This window comes from Pantoea anthophila, from assembly GCF_006494375.1.
GTDB lineage: Bacteria > Pseudomonadota > Gammaproteobacteria > Enterobacterales > Enterobacteriaceae > Pantoea > Pantoea anthophila.
In genome coordinates this window covers 14,841-36,729 of sequence record NZ_VHIZ01000019.1, presented here as the reverse complement: position 1 = coordinate 36,729, position 21,889 = coordinate 14,841, and the positions used below count along the sequence as shown (strand labels likewise).

At 57.7% G+C, this 21,889-nt stretch carries 21 protein-coding genes; 9 read left to right on the top strand and 12 right to left on the bottom strand.

The window, feature by feature from the left end:
• Window positions 1-3: 3 nt before the first annotated feature.
• Genes FJW00_RS03425 through FJW00_RS03415 form a run of 3 tightly spaced genes read right to left on the bottom strand, consistent with a single transcriptional unit; the run spans window position 4 to window position 1,712 of the window.
• The gene (locus FJW00_RS03425; protein ID WP_009088805.1) at window positions 4-192 is read right to left on the bottom strand and encodes a YpfN family protein; all 189 of its coding nucleotides are present in this window, start codon (window positions 190-192) and stop codon (window positions 4-6) included.
• 22 nt (window positions 193-214) lie between these two features.
• Window positions 215-1,342 carry a succinyl-diaminopimelate desuccinylase gene (gene dapE, locus FJW00_RS03420; RefSeq protein WP_009088806.1) on the bottom strand — a complete coding sequence of 376 codons (1,128 nt, stop codon included), beginning with the start codon at window positions 1,340-1,342 and terminating at the stop codon, window positions 215-217.
• A 1-nt stretch (window position 1,343) separates the two neighbouring features.
• A complete protein-coding gene (locus FJW00_RS03415) occupies window positions 1,344-1,712 on the bottom strand; it encodes an ArsC family reductase (protein ID WP_009088808.1) in 369 nt (122 codons plus the stop codon).
• 312 nt (window positions 1,713-2,024) lie between these two features.
• Between FJW00_RS03415 and FJW00_RS22840 the strand changes: the two genes are divergently transcribed.
• Window positions 2,025-2,186: a hypothetical protein gene (locus FJW00_RS22840; RefSeq protein WP_507236333.1), complete on the top strand. Its 162-nt coding sequence runs from the start codon at window positions 2,025-2,027 to the stop codon at window positions 2,184-2,186.
• Between the two features lie 104 nt (window positions 2,187-2,290).
• Here FJW00_RS22840 and acrD read toward each other — a convergent pair whose 3' ends face one another.
• From acrD to narQ, 3 genes are all read right to left on the bottom strand, one after another.
• The gene (acrD, locus tag FJW00_RS03405) at window positions 2,291-5,407 is read right to left on the bottom strand and encodes a multidrug efflux RND transporter permease AcrD (RefSeq protein WP_140923066.1); all 3,117 of its coding nucleotides are present in this window, start codon (window positions 5,405-5,407) and stop codon (window positions 2,291-2,293) included.
• 167 nt (window positions 5,408-5,574) lie between these two features.
• A complete protein-coding gene (locus tag FJW00_RS03400) occupies window positions 5,575-6,204 on the bottom strand; it encodes a response regulator (protein WP_058957420.1) in 630 nt (209 codons plus the stop codon).
• 68 nt (window positions 6,205-6,272) lie between these two features.
• Window positions 6,273-7,961, bottom strand: a complete 1,689-nt coding sequence (gene narQ, locus FJW00_RS03395; RefSeq protein WP_111207803.1) for a nitrate/nitrite two-component system sensor histidine kinase NarQ — start codon at window positions 7,959-7,961, stop codon at window positions 6,273-6,275.
• Between the two features lie 253 nt (window positions 7,962-8,214).
• Here narQ and FJW00_RS03390 point away from each other — a divergent pair, with 253 nt between their 5' ends.
• From FJW00_RS03390 to FJW00_RS03375, 4 genes are all read left to right on the top strand, one after another.
• Window positions 8,215-8,487, top strand: a complete 273-nt coding sequence (locus FJW00_RS03390; protein ID WP_009088813.1) for a YdgH/BhsA/McbA-like domain containing protein — start codon at window positions 8,215-8,217, stop codon at window positions 8,485-8,487.
• A 280-nt stretch (window positions 8,488-8,767) separates the two neighbouring features.
• A complete protein-coding gene (gene ansP / locus FJW00_RS03385; protein WP_009088814.1) occupies window positions 8,768-10,264 on the top strand; it encodes an L-asparagine permease in 1,497 nt (498 codons plus the stop codon).
• A gap of 135 nt (window positions 10,265-10,399) precedes the next feature.
• Window positions 10,400-10,978 (top strand): GDP-mannose pyrophosphatase NudK, encoded by a 579-nt coding sequence (gene nudK, locus FJW00_RS03380; protein WP_046102349.1) that lies wholly within the window; start codon window positions 10,400-10,402, stop codon window positions 10,976-10,978.
• 182 nt (window positions 10,979-11,160) lie between these two features.
• Window positions 11,161-12,234, top strand: a complete 1,074-nt coding sequence (locus FJW00_RS03375; RefSeq protein WP_033736150.1) for a DUF1176 domain-containing protein — start codon at window positions 11,161-11,163, stop codon at window positions 12,232-12,234.
• On the opposite strand, the gene ampH is transcribed toward FJW00_RS03375, so the two are convergent.
• Entirely contained in the window at window positions 12,231-13,394 is a 1,164-nt protein-coding gene (ampH, locus tag FJW00_RS03370; RefSeq protein ID WP_046102347.1) for a D-alanyl-D-alanine-carboxypeptidase/endopeptidase AmpH, read from the bottom strand. The two genes, FJW00_RS03375 and ampH, sit on opposite strands and share 4 nt — an antisense overlap.
• Here ampH and FJW00_RS03365 point away from each other — a divergent pair.
• Window positions 13,393-13,572 (top strand): hypothetical protein, encoded by a 180-nt coding sequence (locus FJW00_RS03365; RefSeq protein WP_140923065.1) that lies wholly within the window; start codon window positions 13,393-13,395, stop codon window positions 13,570-13,572. The two genes, ampH and FJW00_RS03365, sit on opposite strands and share 2 nt — an antisense overlap.
• An 80-nt stretch (window positions 13,573-13,652) precedes the next feature.
• Here the strand turns inward: FJW00_RS03365 and tkt are convergent, their stop codons facing one another.
• The 5 genes from tkt to amiA form a co-directional block, all read right to left on the bottom strand.
• The gene (tkt, locus tag FJW00_RS03360) at window positions 13,653-15,653 is read right to left on the bottom strand and encodes a transketolase (RefSeq protein ID WP_009088825.1); all 2,001 of its coding nucleotides are present in this window, start codon (window positions 15,651-15,653) and stop codon (window positions 13,653-13,655) included.
• 57 nt (window positions 15,654-15,710) lie between these two features.
• Entirely contained in the window at window positions 15,711-16,661 is a 951-nt protein-coding gene (gene tal / locus FJW00_RS03355; protein ID WP_009088826.1) for a transaldolase, read from the bottom strand.
• 497 nt (window positions 16,662-17,158) lie between these two features.
• Window positions 17,159-17,998: a class I SAM-dependent methyltransferase gene (locus FJW00_RS03350; RefSeq protein WP_181405341.1), complete on the bottom strand. Its 840-nt coding sequence runs from the start codon at window positions 17,996-17,998 to the stop codon at window positions 17,159-17,161.
• Window positions 17,999-18,196: 198 nt separating this feature from the next.
• Entirely contained in the window at window positions 18,197-19,111 is a 915-nt protein-coding gene (hemF, locus tag FJW00_RS03345; protein ID WP_009088828.1) for an oxygen-dependent coproporphyrinogen oxidase, read from the bottom strand.
• Window positions 19,112-19,202: 91 nt separating this feature from the next.
• Window positions 19,203-20,051 carry an N-acetylmuramoyl-L-alanine amidase AmiA gene (gene amiA, locus FJW00_RS03340; protein ID WP_009088831.1) on the bottom strand — a complete coding sequence of 283 codons (849 nt, stop codon included), beginning with the start codon at window positions 20,049-20,051 and terminating at the stop codon, window positions 19,203-19,205.
• A 208-nt stretch (window positions 20,052-20,259) separates the two neighbouring features.
• On the opposite strand from amiA, the gene FJW00_RS03335 reads away from it, so the two are divergent.
• The 3 genes from FJW00_RS03335 (at window position 20,260) to FJW00_RS03325 (ending at window position 21,824) form a co-directional block, all read left to right on the top strand.
• Window positions 20,260-20,685 carry a GNAT family acetyltransferase gene (locus tag FJW00_RS03335; protein WP_046102342.1) on the top strand — a complete coding sequence of 142 codons (426 nt, stop codon included), beginning with the start codon at window positions 20,260-20,262 and terminating at the stop codon, window positions 20,683-20,685.
• Window positions 20,675-21,142: a DUF2919 domain-containing protein gene (locus FJW00_RS03330; protein ID WP_009088833.1), complete on the top strand. Its 468-nt coding sequence runs from the start codon at window positions 20,675-20,677 to the stop codon at window positions 21,140-21,142. The genes FJW00_RS03335 and FJW00_RS03330 overlap by 11 nt, the downstream gene beginning before the upstream one ends.
• A gap of 64 nt (window positions 21,143-21,206) precedes the next feature.
• Window positions 21,207-21,824: an RpoE-regulated lipoprotein gene (locus FJW00_RS03325; RefSeq protein WP_140923063.1), complete on the top strand. Its 618-nt coding sequence runs from the start codon at window positions 21,207-21,209 to the stop codon at window positions 21,822-21,824.
• Window positions 21,825-21,889: the final 65 nt, after the last annotated feature.

The following is a 21,889-nucleotide window of genomic DNA, read 5'->3' as shown; positions in this document are numbered from 1 at the left end:
TCGTTACTTCTTCTTCGGCCAGTCGTCTTCGTCATCCCACTTATCGTTAAAGTCACGGTGGGGCGGCAGGTCAGGTTTGTTATCCATGAATTTTTTATGGTCGATCCGTTTCAGATCTTTATAGACATTCATCAGCACGCCAACCATCAGCAGGATCACCAGGATCCACCAGTAATCTTTGATAAATTCCATTTGCTGCTCCTTAACATCGCCATCAGGCGATCAGTTGTTCCATGATGCGTTGGTACATCCGGCTTAGCATCTGCAGGTCGGAAGCTTTCACACACTCATTGATTTTATGAATGGTGGCATTCACCGGCCCCAGTTCCACCACCTGCGCTCCCATCCGGGCGATAAACCGGCCATCGGAGGTGCCGCCCGTCGTCAGCAGCTGCGGCTTAATTTCATTATAGTGCGCTACCGCTTTCACGACGGCATCAACCAGCTTTCCGCGTGAGGTCAGGAAGGGCTGACCTGAAAGTTTCCACTCAATGGTGTAACGCAGCTGGTGACGATCCAGCAGTTCTGCGACCCGCTGGCGGATCATCTCATCGGTGAGTTCGGTGCTGAAGCGGAAGTTGAACTGCACAAACAGCTCGCCGGGGATCACATTGTTGCTGCCGGTGCCCGCCTGGACGTTGGCAATCTGCATACTGGTGGCCGGGAAGAACTCATTACCCTGATCCCACTCCGTCGCCACCAGCTCATTCAGGGCAGGCATCGCGCGGTGAACCGGGTTGTCAGCCAGATGCGGATAGGCAACGTGACCCTGCACGCCATGTACCATCAGGTTGGCGGTGATCGAGCCGCGTCGGCCATTTTTTACCACGTCACCCACCACTTCGGTGCTGGAAGGCTCACCGACCAGGCAGTAGTCGAGGCGTTCCCGGCGCGCCATCAGCCGTTCCACCACTTTCACCGTGCCGTTGGCACCGCTGGCCTCTTCGTCAGAGGTGATCAGAAAGGCGAGTCGCCCTCTGTGATGGGGACGGGCTGCCACAAAACGCTCGGCCGCGACGACCATGGCCGCCAGCGATCCTTTCATGTCGGCCGCACCGCGACCAAACAGCATGCCGTCGCGGATGGTGGGTTCAAACGGCGGGTTAATCCAGCGGCTGGCATCGCCCGGCGGTACCACATCGGTGTGACCGGCAAACGCCAGCGTTTCCCCTTCGCCACGGGTGGCCCAGAAGTTCAGGGTATCGTCGATGTTCATCGTCTCAATCTGAAAGCCAATGGCTTCAAGACGGGCGATCAGCAAAGCCTGACATCCGGCATCATCGGGGCTGAGAGAGGGACGACGAATAAGCTGCTGCGTCAGCTCAATGACCGGGCAAAACATATTATGGCTTCTCCTGAATAGCATTCTGATAGGTGGCTTCGCTGAAACCGGCGAGCAGGCTGCCATCCGGGGCGCGCAACAGCGGACGCTTAATCATGGCGGGATGCGCCAGCATCAGCGCTTTGGCGCTGCGGGCATCGGTCACCGCGTCGCGGTCAGCCTCGGGCAGTTTACGCCAGGTAGTGCCGCGGGTATTGAGCAGGGCTTCGTAGCCCAGCGCATCGATAAATTCCTGCAGCAGTGCATCGCTCAGGCCATCGGCCCGGTAATCGTGAAAGTGATAATCAACGCCTGCATCTGTTAAAAAGCGCCGGGCTTTTTTTATGGTGTCGCAATTTTTTATCCCGAACATCACCCACTGCGTGCACATCGCCTGATCCTTATTGTTATGAAGCGCGTTAAGCTGAAAAAGCAGCCAAAGCGCGAGTTTAGCATAGTGTGATCCGTTGCGGCATCTGCCCTGACGGCTGATCGTGCGTAAAGCGAGTCTCAGGCAGAGGATCATTTCCCCCCGGGTAAACGCTATCAATTCAGCGGGCAATCATTACCCTGCTCATCATTTCGCGATTAAGAATTTCGCCATGTTGAAAAAATCGTCTACCGCTGGGTTAATCGCGAAATATTTCCTGCGTAGTTAGGAGGTTGCTGAAATGTGCGTCAGCTTACAAAATCCGCAATATTCATGTTTTCATCGCTGCTGCCGATAGTGATAACAGGTGTAAACGTATTCACCTGGCGAAAAAAAACGCGTAATATTGCCAGCACAATAAGAGAGTGCATTATGATTGACACTGAAATGGGAACCTGGAAAGAATTCATCGAAGCGATGTTACGCAACAAGTAACACGTGGAGATTAAAGCAGGACATTCCCGCTTGCTGACATTCTTACCACACACAGAAATAAGGCGGCCGCTGATCTCAGGGGCCGCTTTTTATTGGCTCCGCATTCAGTCATGCGCCTTCTCTTTCAGCGGGAAGCGACGGCGTACCAGCACAAAGAACAGCGGCACGAAATAGATCGCCAGCAGCGTCGCGGAGATCATGCCGCCCATCACGCCGGTTCCCACGGCATGCTGGCTGCCGGAGCCTGCTCCGCTGCTGATCGCCATAGGCAGCACGCCAAAGATAAAGGCCAGTGACGTCATGATGATGGGCCGCAGGCGCTGACGCGACGCCTCGAGCGTAGACTCCACCAGCTCACGCCCTTTACTGTTCATCTCACTGGCAAACTCGACAATCAGGATGGCGTTTTTCGCCGACAGGCCGATCACTGTCAGCAGGCCCACCTGAAAATAGACATCATTTTCCAGCCCGCGCAGCCAGGTGGCAATCAGCGCCCCGACGACGCCGAGCGGCACCACCAGCATCACCGAGAAAGGAATCGACCAGCTCTCATAGAGCGCGGCCAGGCAGAGAAAGACCACCAGCAGCGAAATGGCATAGAGCGCCGGGGCCTGTGAGCCGGAGAGGCGCTCCTGATAAGAGGCGCCACTCCACTGGAAGCCGACACCCAGCGGCAGGGCGTTAACCAGCTTCTCCATCTCATCCATGGCAGCGCCGCTGCTCACGCCGCTGGCGGCTTCGCCCACGATCTCCAGCGATGAGTAGCCGTTATAACGCTCAAGGCGTGGCGAACCGGTCTCCCAGCGGCTGGTGGCAAAGGCGGAGAAGGGCACCATTTTGCCGCTGCTGTTGCGGACATACCATTTGTCAATGTCGTCCGGCAGCATGCGGAACTCAGCGGCGGCCTGCACATAGACCTTTTTCACCCGGCCGCGATCCAGAAAATCGTTGACATAGCTGGAGCCCCACGCGGTGGTCAGGGTGTCGTTGATGGTATCCAGTGAGACGCCCAGCGCCTGCGCTTTGCGCGCATCCACATCGATCTGCAACTGCGGGCTGTCATCCAGGCCATTGTGCCGCACCCGCGACAGCGCCTTATCGTTGCCCGCCATCTCCAGCAGCCTGTCGCGCATCGCCATCAGCCGGGTATGACCGATGCCACCGTGATCCTGCAGCTGCAGGTCAAAGCCGGAACTGCTGCCCATACCGGTAATCGCGGGGGGACTGCTGGCTATCACCCGGCCCTCTTTGATCTGCTGAAAGGCTCTGGTCGCGCGCTCAATAATCGCAAAGGAGGTGCGATCGTCACCGGGCCGCTCCTCCCAGTTTTTCAGCCGCACAAACAGACGCGCGACGTTCTGTCCGTTGCCGCCCGGGCCTGCACCGATGGTGGAGAAGACCGACAGTACGTTCGCTTTCTCCTGAGTCAGATAGTAGTGCTCCACCCTGGCGACCACGCGAGCGGTCTGTTCCAGCGTCGAGCCCGCCGGCAGCTGCACCTGCGTCAGGAATACGCCGCGATCTTCCAGCGGCAGAAACGAGGTGGGCAGGCGCAGAAACAGAAAGGCCATCAGGCCGATAAGGCCGAGATAGAGCAGCAGCCAGCGACCGCCGCGGCGCAGAATCGCCGCGACCCCGCGCTCATAGCGGTCAGCATTGCGGTTGAAGTGACGATTGAACCAGCCAAAAAAGCCGCGCGCCGCATGCTGTTCGCCCTGTGCCACCGGCCTGAGCAGCGTGGCGCAGAGTGCCGGTGTCAGGATCATCGCCACCAGCACTGACAGCACCATCGCCGACACGATGGTGATGGAGAACTGACGGTAAATCGCGCCGACGGTTCCGCCAAAAAATGCCATCGGCACAAACACGGCTGACAGCACCAGCGCGATACCGACCAGCGCGCCCTGAATCTGGCCCATCGATTTCCGGGTGGCGGCCCGCGGCGAGAGTCCCTCTTCGCGCATGATACGTTCCACGTTTTCCACCACCACGATGGCATCATCCACCAGTAACCCGATCGCCAGCACCATGGCAAACATGGTCAGGGTGTTGATGCTGAATCCGCAGGCGTAGAGCACGCTGAAGGTGCCAAACAGCACCACCGGCACCGCAATGGTCGGAATGAGGGTGGCGCGAAAATTCTGCATGAACAGGTACATCACGCCAAACACCAGCACGATCGCCTCCAGCAGCGTCTTCACCACATCGGTAATTGACGCTTTGACGAACGGCGAGGTTTCATAGGCCACTTTTGCTTCCAGCCCGTGCGGGAAGTAGTGCGACAGCTCCTCAATGCGCGCCCGCACCAGCTTATCGGTGTTCATCTCGTTGGCGCCGGAGGCGAGCTTTACCCCCAGCCCCGAGGCGGGCTGACCATTGTAGCGGCTCAGATAATCATATTTCTCCGCCCCCAGCGCCACGCTGGCGACATCGCCCAGCGTCACCACGGAACCGTCAGGATTGTTCTTCAGGGTGATGGCCCGGAACTGCTCCGGGGTCTGCAGCATCGACTGCGCATTGACCGTGGCGTTCAGCGCCTGCTTCTCCACCGAGGGCAGGCCTCCGACCTGACCCACAGCAACCTGTGTGTTCTGCGACTGAATAGCGCTGACCACATCCCCGGTGGTCAGGGCATAGGCGATCAGCTTGTTGGGATCGAGCCAGATGCGCATGGCATATTGCGAGCCGTAGGCGTCCACCTGGCCGACGCCATCAATGCGGCTCAGGGGGTCCTGAATGTTGCTGGCGACATAGTCTGCAATATCCTGCTTATCCATGCTGCCGTCGGTGGAGACGAAAGCCACCATCAGAATGTTACTGTCACCGGTTTTGTTCACCGTGACGCCCTGTGACTGCACCGCCTGTGGCAATTTGCGCAGCGCAGACTGCAACTGGTTCTGCACCTGCTGACGCGCTTCATCAGGATCGGTTCCGGCGGTAAAGGTGAGGGTGATTTGCGCCTGGCCGGTGTTGCTGCTGTTGGAGGACATGTACATCAGGTTATCGATGCCGGTCATGTTCTGCTCGATCACCTGGGTGACCGTGTTTTCCAGCGTCTGGGCCGATGCGCCCGGATAGTTAGCGGTAATGCGGACATTGGGCGGGGCCAGGTCGGGGTACTGCTCAATGGGCAGTGACCTGATCGACAGCGTGCCGCACAGGCACAGCAGAATCGCCAGCACCCAGGCAAAGATGGGGCGGTCGATAAAGAAATTCGACATTAAACCGACACTCCTCACGACAGTTAAAATCGACCAGGCCTGCCCGCTACGGGCGCACTGACAGACAAATCGGATGTGCTTTGCCACGATTCGCCGCCGCCATTCACTCTACGTGCGGCAGCGGGGGAAATCGTGGAGAAATTGAGGAGAAAGTGTAAATTCGTTGGCTATTTGCGGCTTTCCAGCCACATCACCGTGGCGGCGACGCGCGAACGCACATCCAGCTTGCGCAGCAGATTGCGGATATGCACTTTAACCGTCTCTTCCGAGATGTGCAGAATAGCGGCAATCTCCTTATTTGACAGGCCGCGCGCGACCTCCTGCAGCACATCCCGCTCGCGATCGGTGAGCTGACGCAGCGGATCGGCGCTGTGCTGGCGATTCGTCAGATAGCTGGCGACGCCTTCACTGAAGACTTTTTCGCCTCGCGAAGCCTGCAGAATATGCGCCAGCAGGATCTCCGGTTCGCTGTCCTTGAGCAGATAGCCATCGGCACCGGCATCCACCATCGCAAAAATGTCACTGCGGGCATCAGAAACGGTCAGCACCAGAATGCGGGCGCTGATCCCTTCATGGCGCAGCGCCTTCAGCGTGTCCAGCCCGGACATGCCTTTCATATTCAGGTCGAGCAGAATGATGTCGGGCTCCTGACGGCGCGCCTCGGCCAGCGCCTCTGTGCCGTTATTCGCTTCGGCGACCACCGTCAGTTGCGGCTCCAGCGCCAGCAGCTGACGAATACCGCGGCGCATCAGCGGGTGGTCATCCACAATCATCAGGGTTAATGCGGGTTGTTGCATAGTCTCTCCGTTTATCGGTGCAGTGAAACCGACAGTCTGTTCTGGCGAGTAAACCAGGCGGCGGCCCGTTACTCCAGCGGACGGGCAGGCTGCGGCGGAAAGCGCAGTTCGACCCGGGTGCCCCGCGGTTGCGCGTGGATGGTCAGGTTGCCGCCCAGGCGCTGAGCGCGTTCCGCCATAATGGTCAGGCCATAGTGGCCGGGGGGTTCGTCGGTGCTGTTCATGCCCACACCGTCGTCTGTAATCGTCAGTAAGTGCTCACCTTTTTCACTGTGCTGATACTCCACCCGGATGACCTCTGCGCTGGCGTGACGTATCGCGTTCAGCAGCGCCTCACGGGCGATCTGCAATACATGCACCTGCTGCTGCGCTTCCAGACTCAGCAGCCCGGTCTGATAGTGAAACTGTATCTCTGCGCCACTCTTCTCCTGCAGCGAGGCGATCATCGCCTGCATCGCCGCGACCAGATCTGCCTGCTCAATGGTCAGGCGGAAGGTGGTCAGCAGTTCACGCAGCTGCCGGTAGGCATCAGCCAGCGCCCGATCGAAGTCGGCAATGATAGTGTGCGCTGCGCTATCCTCTTTATCGACGGTGCGGCGCAGCAGGGTCAGCTGAATGCGTAAAAAGGAGAGCGACTGCGCCAGCGAATCATGCAGTTCACGGGCGATGGTGGTGCGCTCTTCGATCAGCAGCATCTGCTGATACTGCTGCTGCGCCTGCCAGATCCAGATAGCGCGTCCGAGCATCGCCGCGAGGCTGCGCATCAGCTCATCCGGGGGAGAGGCACCGGCTGTCTGCCAGCGCAGCTCGCCCATCGGCTGGTCGGCCTGCCGGACCGGCAGCCGCTGCCACTGACCCCCGGCCTCTTCATCACCGGCGCAGAACTGAAACTGATCGCTGTCGAGCCGGATAGCCGTCAGTTTTTCACGCGTCAGCACGCGGCTTAAGACGGCTTCAAACAGGGCCGGATGCAGCGGGCTGGCCGTCAGCATCTGTGAGCTGTCATAGAGCAGGGAGAGGGTGCGGTTCGCCTGGGTTAAATCTTCGGTCTTTTCACGCACCGTACTTTCCAGCAGCTTATAGTGCGAGTGCAGGCGTGCCGCCATGCCGCTAAAGGCGTGTGACAGTACCCGCAGCTCATTCTGCTGTTCGACCTGCAGCGGCGGAAAAGCAAAATTGCCGCTCTCAACGTAGCGACTGGCGGTGACCAGCGCATTGAGGGGCCGTACCACCTGCAGGCGGGTAAAGCGAATCGTCATCAGCGCCAGTGCCACAATCGCAATCACCCCCACCAGGCTGCTGCCCGCCACCAGATGCATTTTCAGTTCGGTGTAACGCTGTAAGCCCAGCACAAAGCGATCGATCTCGGCGACGTAAACCGGGATCTGATGCTGCCAGGTGACGGTATCGCCCTGCAGCAGCTGCTGTTGCAGGTCGGGCCAGGCGGCGCGCAGACGTTGATAGCGAGTACTGACTTCACGCGGAACCCAGGGGCGATCCAGCTTCTGCAACACCGGGGAGTCCAGCGTCTGCTGATAGAGCGCCAGATGCTGCGGCAGATTCTGCGGCTGACGGCTGGCATCCCAGGCCATGCGGTAACTCTGCATACGCAGTGAACCGGCCAGATTGATCGCCTCTGCGTCGCGCTGACTGCTGAGCAGCGTGACCAGGGCCAGACCTGTTGTGAGCAGCGACAGCAGGACAATGGCACTGAGCGCCTGCGCGATGCTTTGAGTTACGGAACGTTTAACAATCACATGAATGGCCCTGTGGTGAGTGCGGGATTATAAAAGAGCAATCCCCTGACGCAAATGATCCTGCTGCGGTTTATCGCACCCGTCGTGTCGGACCGAACAAAAAATGACCGCAACTGACAGTTCCCAGGATCGACGACGGTTCTGTGGTCAAAAAACAAACAGCTTTACACCGCCCCGATGTTGCTTTTCATTGCAGCGCTAATAATTCTTCCAGTCACTGACTTACCCCCGATTACAGATTAAGGAGCATCCCATGAAAAAACTGAATGCTGTTCTGGCGGGCGCCTTACTGACTACCGCCTCATTTGCCACTTTCGCTGCTGCACCGGTCGATCAGGCCCAGGCGCAGAACCTGCAGAGCATTGGCAGCGTCTCGGTCTCCGGCGTGCGTGGCTCGCTGGATGATGCCAGCCGCCATCTGTCGCAAAAAGCGGAAGAGATGGGCGCCAGCCACTACCGTGTTATCGGCGTCGATAACCCAGGCGACTCCAGCCTGTGGAGCGGCACCGCAGAGATTTATCGCTAGCTATACCCTCCTGTTTCCATCCCTGTAGCTCTTACCGGCCTGAAAATGGCCGGTTTTTTTATTTTTGTGCATCATGACGGATTCTTACAAATCAGCCTGTGCATCCGCCCGGTATATTTTGCTTCGTTCCTGCATAACGGGTAGGATTCATCGCCGTAAATTCCCGCCTTGCCTGGCACTCACTCACAGGCAAGCGCACAGAGGAAAATACCCCATAACTCAGGGCATGACACCTGCATGGGGGAAGCGACGACTGATGGTCAGGACAAACAGGAAAGCTATGAAATCTAAAAAGAAAACCCCAGGCGAGTTGCGCGCTGCGAAACGACGCTGGCTCAATTCTCATGACGCGGGCTACCAGAAGGCTATGGGTAACCGGCACGTACAGATGATCGCAATCGGTGGTGCCATCGGCACCGGTTTGTTCCTGGGCGCAGGTGGCCGTTTGCAGGCTGCGGGCCCCGCCTTAGCCATCATCTATCTGGTGTGTGGCATTTTCTCCTTCTTTATTCTGCGTGCGCTGGGTGAGCTGGTGTTACACCGTCCCAGCAGCGGCAGCTTTGTCTCTTACGCCCGTGAGTTCCTCGGCGAGAAAGCCTCCTACGTGGCGGGCTGGATGTATTTCGTCAACTGGGCCATGACCGGTATCGTGGATATCACCGCCGTCGCGCTCTATATGCACTACTGGGGCGCGTTTGGTGATGTGCCGCAGTGGGTCTTCGCCCTGGGTGCGCTGGCGATTGTTGGCACCATGAACATGATCGGCGTGAAGTGGTTTGCCGAAATGGAGTTCTGGTTCGCGCTGGTGAAAGTGCTGGCCATCGTGGTCTTCCTCGTGGTGGGCGTGGTGTTCCTTGGCACCGGCAAACCGCTGGATGGCAACAGCACCGGCTTCCATCTGATTACCGACAACGGCGGCATCTTCCCGCACGGCTTACTGCCTGCGCTGGTGCTGATTCAGGGGGTAGTGTTCGCCTTTGCCTCGATCGAACTCGTCGGAACGGCGGCGGGCGAATGTAAAGATCCGCAGACCATGCTGCCGAAAGCCATTAACAGCGTGATCTGGCGTATCGGTCTGTTCTACGTCGGTTCGGTGGTCCTGCTGGTGCTGCTGCTGCCGTGGAACGCCTATCAGGCCGGTCAGAGTCCGTTCGTGACCTTCTTCTCAAAGCTGGGCGTACCTTACATCGGCAGCATCATGAACATCGTGGTGCTGAGCGCGGCGCTCTCCAGCCTGAACTCCGGACTCTATTCGACCGGACGTATCCTGCGTTCCATGTCGATGGGCGGTTCTGCACCGAAGTTCATGTCTAAGATGAACGGTCAGCAGGTGCCTTATGCCGGGATTCTGGTCACCATCGGCGTTTATGTCATTGGCGTAGTGCTTAACTACTACGTGCCGTCACAGGTGTTTGAGATCGTCCTGAACGTCGCCTCACTGGGCATTATCTCCTCCTGGGCCTTTATCGTGGTCTGCCAGCTGCGTCTGCGTAAGGCGATCAAAGAGGGCAAGGCGGATGATGTGAGCTTCAAGTTGCCGGGCGCGCCGTTTACGTCCTGGCTGACCCTGCTGTTCCTGTTCAGCGTGCTGGTGCTGATGGCGTTCGACTACCCGAACGGCACCTATACCATCGCCTCTATTCCACTGATTGCCGTGGTGCTGGTGCTGGGATGGTTTGGCGTGCGTAAGCGCGTTAACGCTATCGCCGAAACCGAGCATGATCATCATGAAGAGGAGGCAAAGCCGACCCAGCTGGCGGATGAATCCTCCCGCTGATCGCCATTGCCATCATCAGGCCAGCCTTTGGGCTGGCTTTTTTTTGGGCGCAAACCGGCGCCGCGAATTAGGATAGTTTTCCCGCCTCCTTGCCCCTATGATGAAAGGCTCCCTTTATGCGGTAGCGGAGTCTGCATGTCGTTTAAGATCAACATCATCAAAGATAAACTCCTGTCTGAAAACTGGTTTGTGCTGCGTAACTACACCTATGAGATAACCGACCGTCAGGGTGAGGTGATCCGCCACAAGCGTGAAGTCTACGACCGCGGCAACGGGGCGACCATCCTGCTCTATAACCGTGAAAAAAACAGTGTGGTGCTGACGCGCCAGTTTCGCATCGCCACCTACGTCAACGGTAATGACAGCGGCATGCTGATCGAAGCCTGCGCGGGTTTGCTGGATGATGACACGCCGGAAGATTGCATCCGCAAAGAGGCCATCGAAGAGACCGGCTACGCCGTGGGTGAGGTGGAAAAACTTTATAGCTGCTACATGTCACCGGGCGGCGTGACCGAGCTGATCCACTTTTTCGCGGCGGAATATCACGACGCGCTGCGTGACAATGCGGGTGGGGGCGTTGATGATGAGTCGATTGATGTACTGGAGCTGCGCTTCCCGGATGCGCTGGCGATGGTCGCCGATGGCCGCATTCGCGACGGTAAAACTATTATGCTGCTGCAGCATGCCCGTATCGCAGGCTGGCTGACGCCATAATCGTGCCCTGAACGGCCCGCCGCGCGACAGCCCGGGATGCAATGCGGACACTGTCTCCAGGTTATGCACGCTTTTTAAGCAGTTAACTGCGCTTTTTGCACGGGTTCACAGAATGCGAACCCTGTCTGGCCCATTGATGCGCTATCCTCTCCACTCTGGGTTTTTGGGGATCGATTTTCTTAATGTCGTACTGGATGAAATCGCTGTGGCTGTCGACGTCTCTGTGGGTGACCTGTGTTCAGGCGGAACCGTTGCAAAAGTCATTCAACGACTGGCAAATCACCTGCAACAATGAAGCCTTCTGCGTGGCCCGCAATATCCCCGGCGATAAAGGGCTGGTGATGACGATTTCGCGCCATGCGGGCGTCAACGATCGCCCCTTACTCCGCATCGACTACGGCAGTGCCTATACCGGCGCGCTGCCTGGCGGCCCGCTGCAGGATAATCTGCTGCTTGACCAGCGGCGTCTGAAACCGGACCTCAAACACTGGACGGCAGAACCGCACCATCTCGCCACCAGCAATGCTATCGCCATTGATGAATTTCTTGATCTGGTGATGGAAGCCAAAACTCTGCAACTCACCTACGATGCCAGTGCCGCGATCTCCCTGCGCGGTATGAAAGCTGCACTGCTGCTGATGGATGACAGGCAGGGGCGGGTGAACAGCATGAGCGCGTGGATTAAACGTGGCGACCGCGCCAGCTGGGAGGTTCCGCCGCCGCCAGCATTGCCACAGCTGCCTCCCGCCGTGAGGCCGCCTGCGCCCCTGACGCGCGAAGAGACCAGCGGATTAATTGATTACGGCACCTGGCGCATCAATACCGACTCCTGCTCACTCGACCCGCTGCGGCGTGAGGTCAGCGTTGCGCCTCTCACCGATCAGCATGCGCTGTTGCTGGTCAGTTGTGAAATGGGGGCATATAACGTCATCGATCTGGCGTTTGAAGTGACGCGCAGCCCGCCCTACGTGGCCCGGGGCATCACGCTGACGCTGCCCTTTACCCCGCCGCGGGCGAGTGACCGCCAGCTTGAGCTGATTAACGCTGAGTATGATGCGGCCAGCGGCCAGCTTTATACGTTTGGCAAGGGTCGGGGGCTCGGTGACTGTGGCAGTGCCACACGCTGGCAGTTTGATGGCACGCGCTTCGTGCTGGCGGAATATGCGGAGGAGTCGACCTGCGATGCCTGGCACAGCAGTGATGACTGGCCAACCCTGTGGGTCAGCCAGTCAGACGGTGGCGTCCAGCAGCGTTAGCGGATGACCTGCACCATCATCGGAGAGCCGGTCTGGTTGCCGACCAGCTCAGCCAGCATGTTGTTTACGCCGTCGCTCATTGGCGTAAAGCGGGTCAGCGGCGAGCGCGTCACCACGACAAACACGCCCACGTTATGCTGCGGCACCATCGCCATATAGGTAATGAACCCTCCGCCACCGCCGGTTTTCTGAATAATCCCGGGACGACCATTCTTTGGTCCCATGTAGACCCAGCCCATCCCCAGCGCATCCGCTTTCCCTGGCACATCCATGCCTTCCACGCGGGTCAGCTGATCGCGGCGATAGATCAGCGTTTGCAGCCGATCAATCTGTGGGGTGCGATGGTTAACCGACGAGTTAAGGAACTGCTGCATCCAGCGGCCCATATCATCCGGCGTGGAGTAAACGCCGCCGCTGCCAATCGCCGCCAGGGTGTTGTTGCAGGGGCTGGCCCCTTTTTCAGCTACCATCAGGCGACCACACTGCTCCGGCGAAGGCGTAAAGGTGGTGTCTTTCATACCCAGCGGACGGGTGATCAACTGCTGAAACAGGGCCGGGTAGGGCGTGCCTGCCGCGCGCGACAGCGCATCGCCCAGCAGATCGTAACCCAGGTTGGAGTAGGCGGCACTGCTGCCCGGTGCGGCTTTGAGGTTCGCCCGTGACAGCCACGTCCAGCGTTCACTGCGCGTCGGCCAGACAAACACCGGCCGCTGCGCCTTGCCGCCAGGCTGTTCACGCGGCAGTCCGCTGGTGTGGGTGGAGAGGTTGATCAGACGAATGGGCTGTCCGTTATAAGCAGGCACGCGGGTGCCCGGCGGCGCATATTTACTCAGCGGATCGTCGAGGCGAATCTGTCCGCGCTCCGCCAGCTTGACCATCACTTCACTGGTCATCAGCTTACTCAGCGAGGCGATACGAATCAGCGAATCTTTTTGCGGGCGCACATTGTTGCCTGGCCGGGTTTCACCAAAGCTGGCGAAGACCCGCTGATTGCCATCAATCGCGACCAGTGCCATACCGGTTGCACCACTGCCATAAAAGATATGCTCCGCATAGCGGTCAACAATCTGAGAGGCGAGCAGCGGATCGGGCGCGACCTGCGCCATGCTTTTTAATGGAAGCAGTGAAACCATCAGGGCCAGTAAATAGGGTGTGCGCATGTTCAACGGAAATGGCTTCGCTATAGAGATCGGAGGAGATCTGCCTTCACGCATCGGACAGACGCGGGCAGCACATCGCGTTGTTCCGGCAGAAGAGCAGCAGGAACAGGCGGGCAGCCAGGGCGCAGGCAGCATTAACTATGACGGCTCTATAGTAATCAGTTTGTGCGGGGCGTGAAGAGGGGAGAGGAGATTTTTTTCTGTTTCGGGCTATGTGATGAAATGGCCCTTCCCGGTGTGCCGGGAAGGGCAAAAGCATTACACCGGCTTGAGTAATGCTTCAGCGTGGCTGACGATATTCTCTACCGTGAAGCCAAACTCCGGGAACAGCTTGCCGGCTGGCGCTGATTCACCAAAGGTGGTCATACCGACAATCGCGCCTTCCAGACCCACATACTTGAACCAGTAGTCGGCGATTCCGGCTTCCACCGCCACGCGCGCCTTCACGCCGACAGGCAGAACGGATTCGCGGTAGGCGGCATCCTGCGCATCAAACAGGTCGGTTGAAGGCAGTGAAACCACCCGCACCTTGTGACCGCCTGAAGTGAGCTTATCGGCTGCACCCAGTGTGATCTCAATTTCTGAACCGGTGGCAATCAGGATCACTTCGGGGGTGCCGTCGCAATCTTTCAGCACATAGCCGCCGCGTTTGATGTTCTCGATCTGCTCCGGGGTACGTTCCGGCTGCAGCAGATTCTGACGGGAGAGGATCAGCGCAGTCGGGCCATGATGGCGTTCGATAGCCGCTTTCCACGCCACAGCCGTTTCCACCTGATCGCACGGACGCCATACGCTCATGTTGGGCGTCAGACGCAGGCTGGCGATCTGCTCAACCGGCTGGTGGGTCGGGCCATCTTCGCCCAGACCGATGGAGTCATGGGTGTAGACCAGAATCTGTCGCGCCTTCATCAGCGCCGCCATGCGTGCTGCGTTACGCGCATATTCGACAAACATCAGGAAGGTGGCCGTGTAGGGGACGAAACCGCCATGGTGCGCGATACCGTTACCAATCGCCGTCATCCCGAACTCACGCACGCCGTAGTGAATGTAATTACCGGCCGGATCTTCTTTGATCGATTTGGAGCCAGACCAGATCGTCAGGTTACTGGGCGCCAGGTCTGCAGAACCGCCGAGGAACTCCGGCAGTAATTTGCCGTAGGCTTCCAGCGAGTTTTGTGAGGCTTTGCGGCTGGCAATTTTCTGCGGGTTAGCCTGCAGCTCCTGAATGAAACGGGTGGCTTCGCTTTCCCACGTTGACGGCATCTCGCCATTCATACGGCGTTCATACTCTTTCGCCAGCTCAGGATGTGCCTCTTTATAGGCCGCAAATTTTGCATCCCAGGCTTTTTCCCGTTCCGCACCGGCGGCTTTGGCGTCCCACTGCTGGTAGATTTCAGCCGGGATCTCAAACGCCGGATAGTTCCAGCCGAGTTGCTTGCGGGTCAGGGCGACTTCTTCCTCACCCAGCGCTGCGCCGTGCGACTCCTCTTTACCGGCTTTGTTCGGGGAACCGAAACCGATAATGGTGCGGCAGATAATCAGCGAAGGCTTATCGGTAACGCTCTGCGCCTCTTTGATCGCCTCGCGAATGGCGTCCGCGTCATGGCCGTCGATGTCGCCGATGACGTGCCAGTTGTAAGACTCAAAGCGCTTATGGGTGTCGTCGGTAAACCAGCCTTCGGTTTCACCATCGATCGAGATACCGTTATGGTCATAGAAGCCGATCAGTTTGCCGAGACCCAGGGTGCCCGCCAGGGAGCAGACTTCGTGCGAAATCCCTTCCATCAGACAGCCATCGCCCATAAAGACATAGGTATGGTGGTCGACAATTTCATGATCCGGACGGTTAAACTGCGCGGCCAGCGTGCGCTCTGCAATCGCCAGTCCAACGGCGTTCGCCAGACCCTGACCCAGCGGGCCGGTGGTCGTTTCCACGCCAGGCGTGTAGCCGATTTCCGGGTGGCCCGGCGTCTTGGAGTGCAGCTGACGGAAGTTTTTCAGCTCTTCAATCGGCAGGTCGTAGCCACTCAGGTGCAGCAGGCTGTAGAGCAGCATTGAGCCGTGGCCGTTGGAGAGGATAAAGCGGTCGCGATCAAGCCAGGCGGGATTGGTCGGATTGTGCTGAAGGAAGTCGCGCCACAACACTTCGGCGATATCGGCCATTCCCATGGGCGCACCGGGGTGGCCGGAATTTGCCTTCTGAACCGCATCCATGCTCAGTGCACGAATCGCGTTTGCCAACTCTCTGCGTGAGGACATAAAGTTCTCCCTTGTTATGCATCAGGGCGGGAAAGTCCCGCCCGACTAAAATGAGGACTACAGACGTGCGGCCAGTACATCTTCCAGCTTCTGCTGGTCAACAGCGAACTGGCGGATACCATCAGACAGTTTCTCAACCGCCATCGGATCCTGATTATGCTCCCAGCGGAACTCCGCCTCAGAGAGCGGTGATGGCTGATGGAAGCCTTCGGTAGACGGCTCCAGCTTGCGCTCCAGCGGCGCGTCGCTGTTCTGCAGCTCTTCCAGCAGGTTAGGGGAGAGCGTCAGGCGATCGCAGCCCGCCAGCGCCACAATCTGCTCCACTTTACGGAAGCTGGCACCCATGATGATGGTGCTGTAGCGGTGCTTTTTGTAGTAGTCGTAGATGCGACGCACGGATTTCACGCCCGGATCTTCATCTGCCACGTAGGGTTCCATCGGCTTGCGTGAGTTATACCAGTCGTAGATGCGACCCACGAACGGCGAGATCAGGAACACGCCCGCTTCCGCGCAGGCACGCGCCTGCGCGAAGGAGAAGAGCAGAGTCAGGTTGCAGTGGATACCATTCTTCTCCAGCTCTTCCGCAGCGCGGATACCTTCCCAGGTTGAAGCCAGCTTGATCAGTACGCGCGAGCGGTCGATACCCTGCTCTTCGTACATCCGAATCAGTTTTTCTGCTTTAGTCACACACATGCCACGATCGAAGGAGAGGCGCGCATCCACTTCGGTCGAAACACGGCCCGGTATGCTTTTCAGGATTTCCATACCGAGATTGATTGCCACTTTGTCGCTGGCGTTGATGATCTGAGTCTCTTTGCTGCCGCCCTGTTTTTTAGCGTACTCGATCGCGTCATCCATCAGGTGCTTGTACCCTTCGAGACCGGATGCTTTCAGAATGAGTGAAGGGTTGGTGGTGGCGTCTTCCGGGTGGTAATGACGAATCGATTCGATATCGCCACTGTCCGCCACCACGGTGGTGAACTGTTTTAGGGCTTCTAGCTGGTTCATCTCTAAACTCCTTGAAAAGAAAAATGAAAGCGAACAGGGATCACCTCAGGCCTCGCAGCCGGTCTGTGGCATGTGCTGCTAGCGGGAACGCGAACCCATAACATTGCAACAGACACTTTCTGATGAAAATGCGGTTTCTCTGATTGTTGCGCTGCGAGGCGGTGCGAAGGAGCCGTCATGCGGTGTAACCCGAGGGGTGCGCCATATTCCACCCTTAAGCATAGCAGTCGGGGAAAATGACGCAGGCAACACTGTAGCAATCCGTGCCCTCTCCGCATCAAAGCGGCGTGACGACACTCACTCTCGTCATACGCCGGGAGCAGAAAACGGTGCGGTGAATCGGCAAGTAAAAACGCGGGGACGGGAAAAGCGCTGCCACAGTGAAACGTGGCGGGGCAGGCTGAATGCTAAACAGGAGGGATGTCTGAGCCTCCCAGGGAGAGGCGTTTTAAAACAGGCCGCGATGAGAGTACAGGCGGCCCGAATCCCGCGCTGCGCTATTGCCGCTCAAAAAATTGCGCCAGCGTTATTTTGGGGTGCGGGTAGTAAAATTTATTATGCGCCAGCGGGATATACATCCCTTCGGGTTCACCCGGCATAAAATAGTTGCCCTGCCAGCGGTTCGGTTCACAAACCGGCCCGTCGTTATAGACGGTACCCAGCGGCGCATAAGTGACATCCCGACCGAAAATAGAATAGACGGCGGCATCGACAAAATTAAAATATTCAGGAACGCCACGCAGATGGGTATCCTGAATCAGTAAGCTGTGCAGTTTATCTTTGATATAAAAGAGGCTGCCGAGGTCACGGATCACCTGTCCGAAATCGTGCGCGCCATCATGATGAATGATGACGTTTCCGCCTTCTTCTTTCATCAGCACATCCCTGACATACTCCGGAAGGGTGCCATGGTACATCCTGACCCGGCTTTCGACGGTTTCCGGATAGGCTCTTCTTGCGCGCTCTCTGGCGAACTGTAAATGGTCCGGACTGATGTCGATCAAATCGAGTTCAATACCCAAATAGTGTGCACAGCCAGCCAGAACAGAGGTGCTGCCACCCATAAAGACGCCCACTTCAACGATTCTGCTGACTTCACCCAGTGCCGACTTAATGGTATTAAAAATATCAAAGTAATATTTCCCGGAGCATTGATCTTCGTAGTGTCCTTCAGTCGCCGCTCTCTTTGCGATGATGTCGTCGAAGATAATATTTCTGCCCAGCCAGGGAGAAAGGTCGGGTTTGAAACCACTGTATATTTCGATGTTAAGCCGTTCCGCTATCTCCGCAAAACTCAGTGTTTCAAGGTTTTTATCGGGGTCTGTGAATGAAGCCATCATTGGTGTCCTTATCCTGAATATGGCCTAGTGTATCAATGAAATTCAGGGCACTAATGAATGAGAAACAAACGGAACTGAACCCTTTTATCGGTTATCAGGTCGGGTGGGAGCGGCAGGAAGATGAACGGTTTCAGGCGGTTGAGACAGCGTAATGAACCGCAACGCAGGCAGAGAGCCACGTTGCGGTCCGGGGGATTATGACGGCAGATTGAGCCAGTTCTTCACCGGCAGGAAATCGCGATAGAGGGCCGCTTCAGGCGAGTCTGGTTCAGGCTGATAATCATATTCCCAGCGCACCAGCGGCGGCATCGACATCAGGATCGATTCCGTGCGGCCGCCGGTCTGCAGGCCAAACAGGGTGCCACGGTCCCACACCAGATTGAACTCCACATAGCGCCCGCGGCGGTAGAGCTGGAACTGGCGCTCGCGATCGCCCCACGGATGATCTTTGCGGCGTGCCACAATCGGCCGGTAGGCATCAATAAAGCCGCGTCCCACCGCCTGCATAAAGCTGAAGCTCTGCTCAAAATCGGGCGTGTTGAGATCGTCAAAAAACAGGCCGCCAATGCCGCGCTGCTCATCGCGGTGTTTCAGATAGAAATAGTCGTCGCACCACTTTTTATATCGCGGATAAACGTCGTCGCCAAAAGGCTGACAGAGGTCGGCGGCAGTCTGATGCCAGTGCAGTGCATCTTCTTCGAAGCCGTAGAACGGCGTGAGATCAAACCCGCCGCCAAACCACCACACCGGATCGGCACCGGGTTTCTCCGCGATAAAAAAGCGCACGTTGGCGTGGCTGGTGGGCACATAGGGATTGTTCGGGTGGATGACCAGCGACACGCCCATCGCTTCAAAGCTGCGGCCCGCCAGTTCCGGACGGTGCGCCGTAGCCGAGGCCGGCATCTTATCGCCATGCACGTGCGAAAAGTTTACGCCCGCCTGTTCAAACACCGCACCGTTTCGCAGTACGCGGCTCTGACCGCCGCCGCCGCCAGGACGCTGCCAGCTATCTTCTGCGAACGCTGCGCCGCCATCTTCAGCCGCCAGCTGGTTACAAATCTCATCCTGCAGAGCGAGCAGGAATGCTTTTACGCGGGAAATATCAGCCATCTTTTCGCTTATCGTCGGTTTTAATTTAGGGCGATTATACGCAAAATCGGGCTGCTTGCATGAGTGCGGCGCGATACAGGAACTTCACTCATCAGGCATTACGGCGATCAAACTCATCAAAGTAGTTGACGATACCGCTGGCAATGGCGGCGGCAATTTTCTGACGAAACGCCGTGGTGCCGAGCAACTGCTCTTCGTGCGGATTGGTAATAAAGGAGGTTTCAACCAGCACCGAAGGGATGGAGGGCGACTTCAGGACCGCGAAAGCCGCCTGTTCCGTGTGCTGGCTATGCAGATGATGAACCGGTCGAATCTGATCCAGCACATGTTTGCCCAGCGTTAGGCTGTTTTTGATGGTGTCGGTCTGAACCAGATCGAACAGGATCTGCTGCAGATAGTGATCCTGCTGCTGCGCCTTCACGCCGCCCAGTTTGTCCGCATCGTTCTCACGCTGAGAGAGATAACGCGCCATTGAACTACTGGCACCGCGATTGGAGAGAGCAAATACCGAAGCGCCGCTGGCATCAGGGCTGGTAAAGCCGTCGGCATGGATCGACATGAAAAGATGCGCGCCATGCTGATGAGCAATCTCCACCCGCTGGTAGAGTGGAATAAAATGGTCGCTGTCGCGGGTCAGACGCACTTCGATGCGCGGATGGCTCTGCAGTTGCCGTTTCACGTTACCGGCAATCTCCAGCACGATGTGCTTCTCTTCTGAACCCTCCTCGCCGACCGCGCCGGAGTCGATGCCCCCGTGGCCGGGATCAATCATCACAATGCGCTTTCCGTTACTGGCTGGCGGAGCAGGGCGTGCATGGCGGCCTGTTCCTGTAAGCGCTGAAGGCTCTCTGGCCTGAACCGCGCGCGGCGATAAAACGGCCAGAGCCAGACCGGAAAGGAGTAACTGACGACGATGAATCAAACGTTTAAGCAGGTGCATGTGCGGGTCCGGTAACAGAAATCCTGCCGGTGTTATAGCCTAAGGCTCTGTTGTCTGCGATCACATAACCATTTCAGGGCATTACTTTGTATTGCAGGCCGCGAACAGAAAATTTGCGCTTTTTTATTTGCCGCCGTTCAGCCGAGGGTTGCGTGCGGCAGAGAATGCGTGATAATCAGCAAATTGTGCTTAATTGCAGGTGAAGAAGATGGAAATCCGCGCCTTCCGCCAGGAAGATTTTGAAGAAGTGATCACCTTATGGGAACGTTGCGATTTGTTACGGCCATGGAACGATCCGGAGCTGGATATCGAACGCAAAATGCATCACGACCCCGATCTCTTTCTGGTCGCTGAAGTCGGCGGCGTGGTCGTCGGCACTCTGATGGGGGGCTACGATGGTCATCGCGGTGCGGCCTATTATCTGGCGGTGCATCCTGACTATCAGGGACGCGGTTTTGCGAATGCGCTGATGAATCGTCTGGAGAAGAAGCTCATCGCTCGCGGCTGTCCGAAGCTGCATCTGATGATCCGCGAAGAGAACGATCAGGTGGTGGCCTTTTACGAGAAGCTCGATTATGAGCCAGTCGATGCGCTGCTGTTTGGCAAACGTCTGATCGAAGATCGTGAATACTAAACCGTCCCCTGACTATCAGCCGGACCACTATGACGCCAGAGGGCAGCTGCGGCTGCCGTTTCTTTTTTGGCTGATCCTGTTACTGCAGGCGCGCACCTGGCTACTGCTGGTGATGGCCGGGGCGTCACGGCAGCAGGGTAACGATCTGCTGGCGCTCTTCTATCCGGATCGCCAGGCGTTCTGGATCGGTCTTGCCCTGGGGTTACCGGCGCTGGCAGGTCTGCTGCTGACCGGTTACCGGCTGCGGCTGCCGCGACTCTGGCAGCACTGGCGCAGCGTGCTGTCGCTGTCGTTTTTAGTGAATCTCATCTGGCAGGGGCTGCAGTTTGTGCAGGGTGATCTGCTCAGTTCGCCGCTGCCCTTGTTGCTGACGCTGTTTGACCTGCTGGCTCTCATCTGGCTGCAGACTGACCGTCGCTGCCGCGACTGCTTTCTGCCTGAACATCATCTTAAATAAACTTTTTGGCGCTTTGCGACTCCAATCAGTTCCGCCTTCCGGCATCGTATTTACAGGAGTTCTCATGAAAGCTGTTCGTTCCACGCTACTGATCGCCGCCGTTGCACTGAGCGGCTGTGCCAGTTCGGGTTCCGGCACTGACAGCAGCCAGCAGGCCAGCTGGTGGAATCCGCTGACGTATCACTGGTCCTCGGCGCTGCCGTGGAACTGGTTCGGTTCATCGCTCACTGCGACGGAGCAGGGCGTAGGCGGACTGACCGCCTCGACGGCCATGAAAGAGGAGGCGATCAAAGCCGGCCTGAACGGGGATTACACCCTGCGTCAGGGCATGCGTGGCGAAAACGGTCAGGTGGTTGCGTTCTGGCAGGCGCTGGATGACGACAAGGTGAAGCTGGTGATTTACGGGCAGGCGCAGGTTGAACGCATTGAGGTGATGGACAGCCAGATTGCCAGCAGCGACGGCAGTAAAGTGGGCGATGCTTTCAGCAATAAGTTCACCAAAGCCTTCAGCAACTGCACCCTGGCCAGCGGAACGGATGCGCGAGACGTAGCATGCCGGGCGCCCGGAAGTCAGCATCTCACCTATCTCTACCATGGCGACTGGCATGGACCGGAAGGGCTGATGCCTTCCGATGACACGCTGAAAACCTGGAAACTCAGCAAAATTGTCTGGCAGCGTTAACACTGCCTGCTAAACGCCATGCGCTGACGCGCCTGGTTACCCCCGCAGGCTGGTGCTCAGCGGGG

Bases quoted from the DNA above. Each gene is read 5' to 3' on its own strand.
- FJW00_RS03425 (WP_009088805.1), bottom strand. From the start codon at position 192: ATGGAATTTATCAAAGATTACTGGTGGATCCTGGTGATCCTGCTGATG.
- dapE (WP_009088806.1), bottom strand. From the start codon at position 1,342: ATGTTTTGCCCGGTCATTGAGCTGACGCAGCAGCTTATTCGTCGTCCC.
- FJW00_RS03415 (WP_009088808.1), bottom strand. From the start codon at position 1,712: ATGTGCACGCAGTGGGTGATGTTCGGGATAAAAAATTGCGACACCATA.
- FJW00_RS22840 (WP_507236333.1), top strand. From the start codon at position 2,025: ATGTTTTCATCGCTGCTGCCGATAGTGATAACAGGTGTAAACGTATTC.
- acrD (WP_140923066.1), bottom strand. From the start codon at position 5,407: ATGTCGAATTTCTTTATCGACCGCCCCATCTTTGCCTGGGTGCTGGCG.
- FJW00_RS03400 (WP_058957420.1), bottom strand. From the start codon at position 6,204: ATGCAACAACCCGCATTAACCCTGATGATTGTGGATGACCACCCGCTG.
- FJW00_RS03390 (WP_009088813.1), top strand. From the start codon at position 8,215: ATGAAAAAACTGAATGCTGTTCTGGCGGGCGCCTTACTGACTACCGCC.
- ansP (WP_009088814.1), top strand. From the start codon at position 8,768: ATGAAATCTAAAAAGAAAACCCCAGGCGAGTTGCGCGCTGCGAAACGA.
- nudK (WP_046102349.1), top strand. From the start codon at position 10,400: ATGTCGTTTAAGATCAACATCATCAAAGATAAACTCCTGTCTGAAAAC.
- FJW00_RS03375 (WP_033736150.1), top strand. From the start codon at position 11,161: ATGTCGTACTGGATGAAATCGCTGTGGCTGTCGACGTCTCTGTGGGTG.
- FJW00_RS03365 (WP_140923065.1), top strand. From the start codon at position 13,393: ATGTTCAACGGAAATGGCTTCGCTATAGAGATCGGAGGAGATCTGCCT.
- ampH (WP_046102347.1), bottom strand. From the start codon at position 13,394: ATGCGCACACCCTATTTACTGGCCCTGATGGTTTCACTGCTTCCATTA.
- tkt (WP_009088825.1), bottom strand. From the start codon at position 15,653: ATGTCCTCACGCAGAGAGTTGGCAAACGCGATTCGTGCACTGAGCATG.
- tal (WP_009088826.1), bottom strand. From the start codon at position 16,661: ATGAACCAGCTAGAAGCCCTAAAACAGTTCACCACCGTGGTGGCGGAC.
- FJW00_RS03350 (WP_181405341.1), bottom strand. From the start codon at position 17,998: ATGGCTTCATTCACAGACCCCGATAAAAACCTTGAAACACTGAGTTTT.
- hemF (WP_009088828.1), bottom strand. From the start codon at position 19,111: ATGGCTGATATTTCCCGCGTAAAAGCATTCCTGCTCGCTCTGCAGGAT.
- amiA (WP_009088831.1), bottom strand. From the start codon at position 20,051: ATGCACCTGCTTAAACGTTTGATTCATCGTCGTCAGTTACTCCTTTCC.
- FJW00_RS03335 (WP_046102342.1), top strand. From the start codon at position 20,260: ATGGAAATCCGCGCCTTCCGCCAGGAAGATTTTGAAGAAGTGATCACC.
- FJW00_RS03325 (WP_140923063.1), top strand. From the start codon at position 21,207: ATGAAAGCTGTTCGTTCCACGCTACTGATCGCCGCCGTTGCACTGAGC.